At 60.6% G+C, this 13,112-nt stretch carries 12 protein-coding genes; 5 read left to right on the top strand and 7 right to left on the bottom strand.

The window, feature by feature from the left end; genetic code table 11:
• Position 1 precedes the first annotated feature (1 nt).
• Genes Q4481_RS09810 through Q4481_RS09800 form a run of 3 tightly spaced genes read right to left on the bottom strand, consistent with a single transcriptional unit; the run spans position 2 to position 4,737 of the window.
• Positions 2–2,788 carry a DUF4159 domain-containing protein gene (locus Q4481_RS09810; protein WP_304376181.1) on the bottom strand — a complete coding sequence of 929 codons (2,787 nt, stop codon included), beginning with the start codon at positions 2,786–2,788 and terminating at the stop codon, positions 2–4.
• A complete protein-coding gene (locus Q4481_RS09805) occupies positions 2,788–3,705 on the bottom strand; it encodes a DUF58 domain-containing protein (RefSeq protein ID WP_304376180.1) in 918 nt (305 codons plus the stop codon). Before Q4481_RS09805 ends, Q4481_RS09810 begins: the two co-directional genes overlap by 1 nt.
• Before the next feature lie 15 nt (positions 3,706–3,720).
• Positions 3,721–4,737, bottom strand: a complete 1,017-nt coding sequence (locus tag Q4481_RS09800) for an AAA family ATPase (RefSeq protein WP_304376179.1) — start codon at positions 4,735–4,737, stop codon at positions 3,721–3,723.
• A 150-nt stretch (positions 4,738–4,887) separates the two neighbouring features.
• Here Q4481_RS09800 and Q4481_RS09795 point away from each other — a divergent pair, with 150 nt between their 5' ends.
• From Q4481_RS09795 to Q4481_RS09785, 3 genes are read left to right on the top strand one after another with little or no spacing between them, the layout of a single operon-like run.
• On the top strand, positions 4,888–5,508 hold the full coding sequence (locus Q4481_RS09795) for a DUF1285 domain-containing protein (protein ID WP_304376178.1): 621 nt from the start codon (positions 4,888–4,890) through the stop codon (positions 5,506–5,508).
• On the top strand, positions 5,505–6,125 hold the full coding sequence (locus Q4481_RS09790; protein WP_304376177.1) for a CoA pyrophosphatase: 621 nt from the start codon (positions 5,505–5,507) through the stop codon (positions 6,123–6,125). Before Q4481_RS09795 ends, Q4481_RS09790 begins: the two co-directional genes overlap by 4 nt.
• On the top strand, positions 6,122–7,369 hold the full coding sequence (locus Q4481_RS09785; RefSeq protein ID WP_304376176.1) for a CCA tRNA nucleotidyltransferase: 1,248 nt from the start codon (positions 6,122–6,124) through the stop codon (positions 7,367–7,369). Before Q4481_RS09790 ends, Q4481_RS09785 begins: the two co-directional genes overlap by 4 nt.
• A gap of 48 nt (positions 7,370–7,417) precedes the next feature.
• On the opposite strand, the gene Q4481_RS09780 is transcribed toward Q4481_RS09785, so the two are convergent.
• Complete coding sequence (locus Q4481_RS09780; RefSeq protein ID WP_304376175.1) at positions 7,418–7,612, bottom strand: hypothetical protein; 195 nt, start codon at positions 7,610–7,612, stop codon at positions 7,418–7,420.
• A gap of 192 nt (positions 7,613–7,804) precedes the next feature.
• Entirely contained in the window at positions 7,805–8,716 is a 912-nt protein-coding gene (gene hemF / locus Q4481_RS09775; RefSeq protein WP_304376174.1) for an oxygen-dependent coproporphyrinogen oxidase, read from the bottom strand.
• 347 nt (positions 8,717–9,063) lie between these two features.
• Between hemF and Q4481_RS09770 the strand changes: the two genes are divergently transcribed.
• Complete coding sequence (locus tag Q4481_RS09770) at positions 9,064–11,025, top strand: putative bifunctional diguanylate cyclase/phosphodiesterase (protein WP_304376173.1); 1,962 nt, start codon at positions 9,064–9,066, stop codon at positions 11,023–11,025.
• Between the two features lie 496 nt (positions 11,026–11,521).
• Here the strand turns inward: Q4481_RS09770 and Q4481_RS09765 are convergent, their stop codons facing one another.
• Complete coding sequence (locus Q4481_RS09765; protein WP_304376172.1) at positions 11,522–12,166, bottom strand: flagellin family protein; 645 nt, start codon at positions 12,164–12,166, stop codon at positions 11,522–11,524.
• Positions 12,167–12,266: 100 nt separating this feature from the next.
• On the opposite strand from Q4481_RS09765, the gene Q4481_RS09760 reads away from it, so the two are divergent.
• Complete coding sequence (locus Q4481_RS09760; protein WP_304376171.1) at positions 12,267–12,428, top strand: hypothetical protein; 162 nt, start codon at positions 12,267–12,269, stop codon at positions 12,426–12,428.
• Positions 12,429–12,515: 87 nt separating this feature from the next.
• Here the strand turns inward: Q4481_RS09760 and Q4481_RS09755 are convergent, their stop codons facing one another.
• Positions 12,516–12,992, bottom strand: coding sequence for a tRNA (cytidine(34)-2'-O)-methyltransferase (locus tag Q4481_RS09755; protein WP_304376170.1), 477 nt, complete (start codon positions 12,990–12,992; stop codon positions 12,516–12,518).
• Between the last annotated feature and the right edge of the window lie 120 nt (positions 12,993–13,112).

Below are 13,112 nucleotides of genomic sequence, written 5' to 3'. Positions count from 1 at the left end.
GTCACTGTCCCAACCGTTCGAGCAGGGCCGGCACATGCACCTGGTCGGCCTTGTAGTTGCCGGTGAGCATATACATCATGATGTTGACGCCGGTGCGGTAGGCCATCTCGCGCTGGTTCTCGTCCGGCGGAACGAGCGGCAGAAGCGGCGCGCCCATGTCATCGATCGCCCAGGCACCGGCAAAATCGTTGCCGGTAATCAGGATCGGCGTGACGCCATCGCCCGCCCGCGCCGGGCGGCCAGGATCCGGCTTGCCATGCGGCTGGGCTTCGATCCAGAGCGGACTGCCGGCATAGCGGCCCGGATAGGCTTTCAGGAGATAGAAGCTCTTGGTCAGCACATGGTCGTTCGGAACCGGTTCCAGTGGCGGAATGTCGATGCGGGCGAGAATGGCGCGCAGCCGCTGGGTATTGGCGCTCACAGCACCTGAGGCCGAAAGCGCGGAGAACTGGTCGCGCGTGTCAAAGAGAACGGTGCCGCCCGAGCGCATATAGGCATCAACGCGGCTGATTGCGTCTTCGCTCGGCATCGGCGCGGTTGCCGTCACCGGCCAATAGAGGATCGGGAAGACCGCCAGTTCATCCTTGGTTATATCGACGCCGACCGGGTCGCCCGGTTCCAGCGTGGTGCGGTAGAAGAGATAGTCGGTGAGGCCGGCGAGACCGCGTTCCGAAATCCGGTCGACCTCCTGCTCGCCGGTGATCACATAGGCGAGATGGGTCTTGTCGAGCCGTGCCATCAGCTGTTCGTCGCCGGGGCGGCTGTCATCGGCGCGCGCGAAATCCGGTGCAGTTCCCGAGACGATGAAGGCGGCAAGCAGGGTCAGCGCAGAAGCACTGATACGGCGGCTGAAGGCGCCCGAGAAGACGAGCATTGCAAGTGTATCGGCAAGAGCAAGAATCATGGCGGCGATCAGGAACCAGGGGGTGAGCGACCGGCTTCCATCGCCGACAAGCCCCGCCTCTTCGTAGGCAAGCCCTGCCGGAATGGAAAGGGCATTGAGCGGCGTGTCGGCATCGAACAGATTGACGGCCTGGAACCCGTCTTCGGACCCATAGAGGCCGGGCGGGCTTGCCGAGGAAATTGCCGGTTTGCTGTAGGCCTGGATGGGCTTGGCCGAACCCGTTTCCGATGTCAGCGCTCCATCGGCATCGAGCAGCCGGTAAGGCTGCAGCAGCGAGGCTTCCGCCCCCTTGCCATTGCCCTGCAGGCTGGTGCGCGCCAATTGCACGATCCGGCGCAGCATTTCCACGAAACTGCCGGACAGCGGCAGGTTCGACCAGCTTGTCTCGGCACTGACATGGAAGAGAACGATCCGGCCGGCACCGAGGTCGCGGGCCGTCACCAGTGGTGTCCCATCCTTGAGGCTTGCCCAGGTGAGGTTGTCGAGTTCGTCGGACGGTTCGGCCAGCACCTGGCGATTGACGAGCACGCCGTCGGGAACCGGAAGACCTTCGAACGGACTGCCGGTGCGGAAGGCATCGAGAGGCTGCGGCTCTGCCCAGGACATGGCGCCGCCGAGCGCACGCTCGCCGGTGCGCAAGCGTACCGGGATCAACGGATCATCGGCCGATGCCGTGGCCAGCCGTGGTCCGGCAAAACGCACCAGCGTACCGCCGGCCTCGATCCAGTTCGTGAGCGCGGTCTCGGCACTCGTCGGCAGGCGTCCGATATCGGCGAGCACGATCACGGACGGCTTGCTTTCGATCAGCTTAGGAATTGCGGTGGCGAGGTCGACACCCTGCGCTTCGCCAAGATTGGCATAGGGAGCAAGCGCGCGGTTGATATAGTAAAGGGGCGACAGCAGCGGCTGACTGCGATCGCCGACTTCGCCCGAGACCAGGCCGACGCTGCGGCGCTTGAAACTGTCATCCAGCAGACGGGTGCCGCCGGCGGTCTTCTCGCCATCGAGCGTCAGGCGCGCAAAATCGTTACGCAGTTCGTAGGGCGTCTCGAGCGTCGCGCTCTTGCGGGATTCATTGACCGCAAAGGCCACCTGGGTCTGGTCGATGATGCGGCCCTGCAGATCCCGCGCCGAGAGATTGACCACCAGAGGGGCACTCGCATCGAGACGACGCAGGTCGACCGTCATGCGGTCGGCACTGTTGGCGGCATCGGCAATCACGATCGCATCCTGATTGCTGCGGCCGATGAGATCGAAACGCGAGGGGCCGAGCCTTTCGATCGCCTGCAACAGCGGCCCATCCCCTTCGCTGGCGATGCCATCGGTGATGAAGGCGACGAGGCCGGGTTTCTGTCCGGCAAAGCTCGCTTCGAGTGCTGCGGCGGTGCGTTCGCGCAGGCTCGGCAGGGGGCGCGGGCGGGCCGCGGCCAGCAGGCGCAGTGCCTCGTTTGCTGCCATCGGCGTTGCATCCTGGCTGTCTTCGGCGGTCAGGAGAAGGCTCACAGGCAGATCCCGCGCTGCGGCTTCCGAAATCAGCTGCGCGGCCGTCTGCCGTCGCTTTTCGAAGGCCGGTGCCGTGGACCAGCCATTGTCGAGCAGAACCACCAGCGGCCCATCGGCCGGGATACCGGCCGTGCGGGGATTGAGCACGGGTCCTGCGAGCGCGATGATGATGGCTGCGGCAAGCAGAAGCCGCAACAGGAGCAGCCACCAGGGCGTCGTCGCCGGCGTCTGCTCGCGGCGGCCGAGTTCGAGCAGCAGCCGGAAGGGCGGAAACACTTCGCGCTCTGGCTTGGGCGGCGTGAGCCGCAGGAGCCACCAGATCACCGGCAGCGCTGCGAGGGCCAACAGAAGAGCAGGCGTCGTAAAGGCGAGGGCACCCATCACGGCGCTCCGCCAATGGCGCGGCCCGGCTGGCCCGACAGATACATATGAACGGCGACGAGTGCCTCGGAGGCCGGTCGCGACGTGTTGTGGGCGATGTAGTTCCAGCCCATATGGCGGCACCCATCACGCAGGGCTTCACGCCGGGCGAAATAGAGCTGGCGATATTCCTCCCGCAATCCCTCGGACCGTCCCGAAAGGAACTTCTCGCCGGTGGCCGGATCGGTGAACTCGACCCGTCCCGAATAGGGGAAATCTTCCTCGACCGGATCGGACACTTCGACGATGTGGCCGCGAAGTCCGCGCTGGGACAGGGGCTGCAATTGCTGGAGCGTCTTGTCCGGCGGATCGAGGAAATCGCCGAACAGGACGATTTCGCTGGCGCCACGGATCATGCCCGTATCCGGCATCGACCCTTCGAGATCGGCATGGATCAACGCATGCGCCAACCGTTCGGCGGCATTGCGGGCGGTAATCGGTTCCATGACGCCCGGGCAACCGATGCGCTCACCGGAGCGGGCGACGATTTCCGCCGTTGCGAGCATCAGCACGAGCGCGCGACTTTCCTTGGAAACCATGCCGAGTTTCGAATGAAACATCATCGAGGGCGACATCGAGGCCCAGAGCCAGATCGTGTGGGCTGCCTCCCATTCCCGATCGCGGATATAGGTGTGGTCGTCGCGCGCCGAGCGCCGCCAGTCGATGCGGGTAATGCTGTCGCCTTCGACGAAGGGGCGGAACTGCCAGAAGTTTTCGCCGATGCCGCGCTTCTTGCGGCCATGCCAGCCGGAAATCACCGTATTGGCAATCCGACGGGCCTCGACCAGGCAATCGGGCAGCAGGCGCGCCCGCTCGCGGGCACGTGACAGGGCCGCCGCCGATGGCGTTGGCGAAACTTTATGGCCGATGGGCGCCACGATACCGTTGCCCGCTTATCCGCGACCGAGGGGCTCGACGAGCCGCCCGATCACTTCGCGAATGGTCACGCCATCGGCGCGGGCGGCAAAAGTCAGCGCCATACGGTGCTGCAGCACAGGTCCGGCCAGCGCCATCACATCATCGATCGAAGGCGCGAAGCGGCCATGATAGAGCGCACGTGCACGCGCCGTCAGCATCAGCGCCTGTCCGGCGCGGGGACCGGGACCCCAGGCCACCTTGGCATTGGCAAAATCATTGCCGTTTCCGGGGCGGGCGGAGCGTACCAGCGACAGGATCGCATCGACAACGCTTTCCGGCACCGGCATGCGGCGGATCAGCGACTGGATCTCCATCAGCCGGGTCGAGTCGATGACGGCACTGACTTCGGCTTCAGTGGTGCCGGTCGTCTCCAGAAGAATGCGCCGCTCGGCAGCAAGATCGGGATATTCGACGTCGATTTCCATCACGAAGCGGTCGAGCTGGGCTTCCGGAAGCGGATAGGTGCCTTCCTGCTCCAACGGGTTCTGCGTCGCGAGCACATGGAACGGCTGCGGCAGGTCATAGCGCTTGCCGGCAATCGTCACATGATATTCCTGCATGGCCTGCAGCAGGGCAGACTGGGTGCGCGGGCTTGCACGGTTGATTTCGTCGGCCATCAGAAGCTCGGTGAAGACCGGCCCCTTGATGAAGCGGAAACTGCGACGGCCGGCCTCATCCTGGTCCATGACTTCCGAGCCGAGAATGTCGGAGGGCATAAGGTCGGGCGTGAACTGGATGCGGCTGGTGCCGAGCCCCATGACGCGGGCGAGCGTGCCGACGAGCTTGGTCTTTGCCAGACCCGGAACGCCGACCAGAAGCGCATGGCCGCCCGAAAGCACGGCCAGAATGGTCTGTTCGACCACGTTCTCCTGGCCGAAAATCACCTTGGCGGTTTCGGTCTTCATGCGTGCGATATCGGAAAGGGCCTGTTCGGCCAGGGCTGCCACTGCTGCTTCGTCCAGTCGGGCATCCGCCGGTGTGATTGCGCCCATCATATCCTCCGGTGATAATGCCGTTGTCCGGGTCGAATCGGGTTTTGGCTTGTCTTGAATGGAGATAACACCTTACAGGGGTATCCCCGACAGACAAGCGAGATTCCGATCACGTCTTCGTCACAGATGGAATGAGAAGAGGTCAGAAGAATGGCAGACAGCGGAATGGGCCGTCAGACCGACGCGGGCAACCTGGCCGCGCTCATTGCCCGTGCCGCCGAAGATTCAGGCGGCCCGCGCGGACTGCCGCCTGTGGAAAAGTGGAACCCGCCCTTCTGCGGCGACATCGACATGGAAATCCGCGCCGATGGTACCTGGTTCTACATGGGCACACCGATCGGCCGCCAGCCTCTGGTGCGCCTGTTCTCGACCGTTCTTCGCAAGGATGAGGATGGCAATACCTATCTGGTGACGCCGGTGGAGAAGGTTGGGATCCGGATCGAGGATGCGCCGTTTCTGGCCGTCGAAATGAATGTCGAAGGCGAGGGGCGTGATCAGACACTCACCTTCCGCACCAATGTCGGCGATGTGGTCGTTGCCGGTCCGGACCATCCGTTGCGCTTTTCCATTGTCGGTGAAACCAACCAGCTCAAGCCTTACATTCACGTGCGCGGACGGCTGGAGGCGCTGGTGAGCCGGGCGGTGATGTATGATCTGGTGGCGCTTGGGGAAACAATGCCGATCGACGGGCGCGACATGTTCGTGCTCCGCTCGTCCGGCTCCGTCTTTCCGGTGATGCCTGCCGATGAACTGGACCGATTGTCACGATGAGCCAATTTACAGCGACCGATTTCCAACGCCGGGCCGAAGCCCATCTGGCCGGCAGCTATGGCGGCTTTCTCGACTATGGCGATTATCGCGCCAATCCCGGCATGAGCGTCATCGACAATCTGAACTTCCGGGATGCCGCCGTGCTGGTGCCGGTGGTCGATGAGCCGGCGGGTGCCCGGATGATCCTGACCAAGCGGACCGATTCCATGCGCAAGCATTCCGGCCAGATCGCCTTTCCGGGCGGCAAGCTCGATCCGGATGACCATGATGCCGCATCGGCGGCACTGCGGGAAGCGGAGGAGGAGATCGGGCTGCCGCGCCATTTCGTCGAGATCGTCGGAACCTTGCCGTCCTTTCCGGTGCCGACCGGCTTCCGGATCACGCCTGTTCTGTCCGTCGTCCGGCCCGGCTTTGCGCTGAAGCCCAATCCGGATGAGGTGGACTATGTTTTCGACGTGCCGTTGTCCTTTCTGATGGATCCGGACAACTACAGGCTTGGCCGGGCCCAGTTTTCGGGCCGTGAACGCAATTTCTACGAAATTCCCTACGAGGGGCATCGGATCTGGGGGATTACCGCCGGCATCATCCGCTCGATCTATGAAAGGTTCTACGAATGACGTCGGTTGCCGATGAGCCCTGGTTTGCCGATGAGGCGCTGCAGAAAATCCTCGCCGTGCTGAATGGCGAAGGTGGCGAAGCCCGCATCGTCGGGGGGGCGGTGCGGAATGCGTTACTGGGGTTGCCGGTCTCGGACATGGATATTGCGACAACGCTGGAACCCGAAGCGGTGCAGGCCCGCGCCGAAGCCGCAGGCATCCGTTGCGTGCCGACCGGCATCAAGCATGGCACGGTGACATTGGTCCTCGACGGACGTCCGTTCGAAGTCACCACACTCCGGACCGATGTGGAAACGGATGGGCGGCATGCCGAGGTGGCCTTCACCAAGGACTGGCAGGCCGATGCCGCGCGCCGCGACCTGACGATCAATGCCCTCTACGCTGATCGTTATGGTGTCGTGCATGATTATGTCGGCGGGCTTGAGGATATCCGGACGGCCACCGTGCGGTTCATTGGTGACGCGTCCGAGCGCATTGCCGAGGATCATCTGCGGATCCTGCGCTTCTTCCGTTTCTTCGCCCATTACGGAAGAGGTCGGCCGGACGCCGAAGGTCTCAAGGCCTGCGCGCGCGCAAAGGGCAAGCTGAAACTTTTGTCCGCCGAACGGGTCTGGTCGGAACTCAAAAAGCTCCTGTCGGCGCGCGAGCCGGGCAAGGCCTTGCTCTGGATGCGCACCACCGGCGTTCTGACGGAGATCCTTCCCGAGAGCGAGAAATGGGGCATCGATTCGATACCAGCGCTCATGCGCGCCGAAGCCTCTTTTGGCTGGCCGATTGATCCTCTTTTACGGCTTGCAGCGATCGTTCCGCCGGATGCCGAGCGATTAAGCGCCATGTCCAGCCGCCTGAAGCTTGCCAATGTCGAAAAGGATTTCTTCCAGACCTGGGCGCGGGCCAAACTGATCGCGGAAGAGGCGACCGAAACGGCGCTGAAGCAGGAGATCTACCACTTTGGTCCGGTTGGCATCGAAACGCGCCTGAAGCTCGCTCTCGTTTCGCTCTCCGCCGATCCGGAGCCGGATGTCGCAACGCTCGCTAAAATCGCCGTCCGTCAGAAGCAGCTTTCCATCGTCCAGACATGGCCGATGCCGACCATGCCCATCAGGGGTGCGGATCTGATCGAAGCTGGCTATGCGCCCGGACCGGCTTTGGGGGCGAACCTGGCCAAGCTCGAGGCGCTTTGGGTCGCATCAGGATTTTCCGCAACGGCTGCCGAGCTGATTGCCACACTGGGCGACAGCTGACCTCGATAGGGCAGCGGAACTGCCCGTTCTGACGCTCAAAAGGGTCGGTCAGCGAATGTGGTCGGGCATGGCCCAAGCTTCGAAGCAGGATGCATCCCGTTTCCTGTCGGTCGTGCCGCGATTGTCGTTGTCCGCATCGGGCGTCGTCAGACGTTCATAGTAGGAAATCTGGTCGATGAAATCCAACGTCCGCGGATCGACGGGCGCTGCAGCCGTTTTCGTCGCCTTGTCGTCAAGTGCCATGATACTCTCCTCCAGACCATCAGGACTGAAGGAATCTAGCATGATTCGTTTGGCGTTTGTATGACGCTTTGAGGTAAATGGCCTGAAAAAGGCGAAATATGTTCGTTTTGCGACAACTGTTTGTGTGCCACTTCCCCTTGTTTCGCCTTGGTCAATCTTTCAAGCTGACAAAACCAATGGTGCAGCCACGATTTACGGCCAGCGAACCACTGGCGGCAGCGAGGAGAGGATGGATTCGACATTGCCGCCGGTCTTGAGGCCAAAGGTCGTGCCGCGATCGTAGAGCAGGTTGAACTCCACATAGCGACCACGACGGACGAGTTGCTCGTCGCGATCCTCTTCGGTCCAGTCATTGTTGAAATTGGCGCGCACGATGCGCGGATAGACCAGCGAAAAGGCGCGGCCGACATCGCGGGTGAAGGCAAAATCGGCTTCCCAGCCACCCTTGTCGTCATCTGAATGCAGCCAGTCATAAAAGATGCCGCCGATCCCGCGGGGCTCGTTCCGGTGGGGTAGGAAGAAATACTCGTCGCACCAGGCCTTGTAGCGTGGGTAATCGGCAACAGCGTGGCGCGCGCAGGCAATCTCCATTGTCCGGTGGAATAGCTGGCTATCGGGGTCGTCCTGGGTCCGGCGACGATCCAGCACCGGCGTAAGATCGGCGCCGCCGCCGAACCAGCAGGAAGATGTGACCACCATGCGCGTGTTCATATGAACGGCAGGAACATTGGGATTGACGGGATGAACGATCAGCGAAATGCCCGATGCCCAGAAGCGCGGGTCTTCCTCGGCGCCCGGAATCTGTTTGCGGAACTCGGGCGAAAACTCGCCATGGACGGTGGATGTGTGAACGCCGGCCTTTTCGAACACGCGGCCTTCGAGCATCGACATGGTTCCGCCACCGCCGCGGCCCTCATCCCTGAGCCAGGGCTTGCGCACGAACCGACCGGGAGGATGGTTTGAAAGCGGTCCTTCGAGTTCTTCCTCCAGGCGTTCAAACTCGGCGCAGATCGAATCCCGCAAGGTTTCGAACCACTGGCGCGCCAATTCCTTCTTTTCCTCGATATCATCTGGCAGCCCGGGGGGAAGGTGCGGTCGTTCCATGTCGAATGGCATCCATGCTTGGTTTTAGCCATCGTTGTTATCAAGAAGTACCCTGAATCGAAAGGGAAAATAAACCATTGGAGCAGGTTCAGCCCCGTTGGCGGGCCAATGGTTCTGGGGCGGACATCACATTCGCGAATTTTTACCGAAAAGTCAGGATTATGAATGACGGTGTGCCAAAACAAGGACCCGGTGGGTGAAACGGGCAGAAATTTGACATTTGTCATTCCTCGTGAGCAATTTCGGGTCAATGATGTGTGAAATTCTGCCAGTCTCAATCCACGCTGGAAAAGGTGCAACGCGGGCAACAGGGCAAGATCAGGATCAAAATGTTTTTTGAGCGGTTCATGAGACGACATCCGGAAACTGGAGGGCTTGGCCTGTCCGGTCGACCGGGTGCGTCTGACAAGGACCTGCTCGGAAGCGGTGAAAAGTTCGACGTCAACAAGGCCTTGTCGCAGTATAACGCCCGCCGCGTGAAGCAGATGATCGTTGCGATCAACCTGCTTGCTGTCCTTTCGATCGCCAACAATCTGATTTTCGAGCGTGGTCTCTGGCTCAGCCTTTCGGCGGCGCTCGTTTTTGCGGTCATGTTCATTGCGCGCAGGTTCTATGACCGGAACCTGCCCGAAGCGGCGCAGTTCCTGTTCCTCTGGACAATTTTTGCCGCCGTCACCTACATTACCTGGCAGGGAGACGGTCTGCGCGACCAGATCATCCTCGGCAATTCGATCGCACTCGTCTTCACCGCTATTCTCGCGACGCCCAAGCATTTCTTTGTCATGTACCTTGCCGTCATCGCCAATGCGGTGGCGCTTGGGGTGGCAAACGAAAATGGCTGGGTCAATTACAGCCAATTCGCCTTTGATTGGGCGAATGTCGGCGATGCCGTGATGCTCTATTCCGTGACGGCCGTGACGGTGTTCATTCTTGCCAATGACATGCGCCACCTGCTGTCGCGCTACAATCACGAATATCGTAAGGCAAAGGCCTCGGAAGACGAGATCTTCCGGTTGGCAAACCATGATGCCTTGACCGGCCTGCCCAATCTGTTCATGGCCGAGAAGCTTTTTCGCGACGAGGTCAATGCCCGGCGCGGCGTCAAGATGAGCCTGGTCCTGATCGGTCTCGACAATTTCAAGTCGATCAACGATTCGCTCGGCCATGTGTTTGGCGACGATGTCTTGAAAATGATTTCGACCCGTCTCAAGGATCGAGCGGAAGAGGGGGATAGCCTGTTCCGCGTCAGCGGTGATGTGTTCGGCATCCTGACGAAGAGAGCGACGACGCCGGAAAGCCTTGCGGAAATGGCGGACTGCATACGGAAAAAGATCGCCGAGCCGTTGGAAAATGGTCATGAATTCTTTCTCCTGACCTGTTCGATCGGCGCATCGATCCGCCTCGATGTCTCGACCAGTTTCGAGCAATTGCGTCGTGAGGCCGACATTGCGATGTATCGGGCGAAAGACGTGGCGGCCAACAGCTATCGTCTGTTCGACGAAACGATGAACAATCAGGCCATCGAACTGGTTTCCATGGCCGCCAAGCTCAAGACCGCCATCGAGAAGAATGAATTCTCGCTTTATCTGCAGCCGAAAATCGATTTCAAGACCGGAAAGGTCAGGGGAGCGGAAGCCCTGTTGCGCTGGTTTCCGGACAAGGGGCCGCCGGTGCGGCCGGATCTTTTCATTCCGATTGCCGAGAACACCGGCATGATCGTGGAAATCGGCGAATGGGTTGTGCGCGAAGCCTGCCTGATGGCCAAGCGCATCCAGGATCTCGGCCATCCGGATTTCGCGGTCGCCGTCAATGTTTCCGCCGTGCAGTTCAAACATGGAAATTTCGAGCATATCGTTCTTGATGCGCTCTATGTCAGCGGTCTGGAGCCGCAATTCCTCGAGCTTGAACTGACGGAGTCGCTCTTTCTCGAAGATGAATATGACATTGCGGGCCAGATCGGTCGGCTGGCGGCCAAGGGCATCTCCTTCTCTGTCGATGATTTCGGCAAGGGCTATTCGAACCTCGGCAATCTCGGCCGCTTCGATATCAAGACGCTCAAGATCGACCAGGGCTTCATCTTCACCATGTTCGACTCGCCGAAAAATACGGCGCTTGTCGAGGCGATCATCGGCCTTGCGAAATCGCTCGGACTTTGCACGGTCGCTGAAGGCGTGGAAGACGAGAAGACGGCCGCCAAACTGCGCGAAGTCGGCGCCGACTACGGACAGGGATATCTCTGGTCCAAACCCTTGCCGATCGACGAGTTCATCGATTTCGTTTCGCCAGCCCGCAATTCGGCTGCCAGCTGATCTCTCCACCGATCTCGCTCAGCTTCATAGCAACATCGCGAAAGCGTCTGGCGATCTACGCTGGTTCAGGCTGCCAGAGCCTCCAGCCATTCAACGCCAAAGCTGATACAGCCAAGGCGGATCGCGATGCGCCTGAAGGAACGCGCTGTTCTTCGCTGAGTGCCCCTCTGGTCCGTGAGCGGATTTGCGCTCGAACAGAGACTGGACACTTTAGCTTTCTGCTGTGAAGCGTTGACAGCGTCACTCTCCTGTCCTCAGGGCCAGGGATGGCCGTTCACGACAGCGACTGTGTTTCCGGCCTCGCAGCCCATCCATCCTCCAATAAACTGAAGGGGGTAAAGCAACCGCCTGCAAGTCGTCAGACGGACCAGATTTTGGGACCGTCAAGCGCGGGCTCCCGGGCCATGATTTCCCAGCCTTCCGCCGGATGCTGGAGGAAACGAAAAAGGCGCCTCCCATGGGAAGGCGCCTCTCGAGACAGGAAGAAACCGGACGATCAGGCGAACAGCTTGCGGAAAGCCGTCGGATCATTGTTGGCAATGTTCAGCATCATCGTCAGCAACTGGGTGCGAATGTCGGTTGCCTTGGTCTCGGCATCGGCGTCTTCGGTTTCTTTGGCCGACGTCAGTTCGAGACTGTCGATCAGTGTGGGGATGGTGTTGTCGTCTTCGGCGAGTCGATCCTGAACAGCGCCAACACGCTCGCCGGCTTCGCGAAGGGCAACCCGGATCCGGTCCGCAACCTCGATCATGCCGGAAATTTCGTCGTGCGAATGCTCGTCGGTCACTGCGATCTCGTCGGAAATCGCGCCATTGTCGATCAGGTGGTAGGAATAGAAATCGCCGGAGCGGCCGAAGACGTCATAGGTGGATGTGAGAATGCCGTCCTCGGGATTGTCGTCGGAAATCAACGCCGTGCCGGTCGTGTCGAAATCGATCGTCTTGAGTTCGGCGGTTCCGTCTTCGGCGAGATTGACGGCGGACACGAGTTCCACCGGACCGGGCGTGCGGCCGACATCAAGCTTCAGCCAGTTGTCGCCGGAGATGGCGGCGGATTCGGCGAGCGAGCGAAGCTGTTCCTTGTCTTTTGTTATGGCGCTGTTCAGCCGATCGCGGTTAGTCGACGTGGTTGCTGCGAGCACGAGCTTTTCACGGATGTCGCCGACAATCTTGTTCGCGGCCGAGAGACCCTCCGCCGATTTTGTCGCAACGGAGTGCGCGTGCGTTATGGCGTTTCTCGGCATGTCGTCAGATAGGACCGAATTCTGCCTGTCGTTGTTCGCCGACGAAAACGTCCGCGAAGGTCTCGTTCCATCGTCTGACATGCGCGATGTCTCGCGGGTCTGCTGTTCGCGTTCGATCATCGGCTTTGCGGGTGCAAAGCTAGCGTTCATGGGACGCTGAACTGAAAATGCCGGAAGCTGCATGGTTTTCTCCCTGTCTTTGGGAGCATATTAGCCAAAGGTTGTTTGGCTTCCGTTGCGCGAACAATTACAATTTTATCGAACTGTGCCATTTTGATTGCCGGAGCGCTTCGCCGGCAATCATGGCCGCCGACAGCGCCACATTGATGGAGCGCGCCCCCTCGACCATCGGGATCAGGACGCGTGCATCGGCGCTCTCATGCACGGTCTCGGGAACGCCTGCACTTTCGCGCCCGAACAGGAGAATATCATCCGGACGATAGGTGTACTTGGTATAGGGATCTGCTGCCCGCGTTGAAGCCAGCACGAGACGCCGCCCGGAAGCCTTGCGCCAGTCCTCGAAATGGGACCAGCTCAGATGCCGGGTCAGAGGGGCGATTTCCAGATAATCCATCCCGGCACGGCGCAAATTGCGGTCGGAAGCATCGAAACCGGCAGGCTCGATCAGTTCCACCGACAGTCCGAGACAGGCGGCGAGCCTGAGAATTGTGCCGGTGTTTCCGGCAATGTCGGGCTGGTAGAGGGCGATCGAGAGACCGGTCATGGGCAATTCCAGGGCTAGGATAAGGTTGTGCCTATTTGGCAACATTTCCGGCGGTTTTCTGCAACAGTCTTGGCTTCTGTCATTCCGGGGCTAGATGATTTGAAGAAATCAGTCTACTAG

The organism is Fluviirhizobium alvei (genome assembly GCF_030551875.1).
GTDB classification, from domain to species: domain Bacteria; phylum Pseudomonadota; class Alphaproteobacteria; order Rhizobiales; family Rhizobiaceae; genus Rhizobium_E; species Rhizobium_E alvei.
This window is presented reverse-complemented; position numbering and strand designations above follow the sequence as displayed.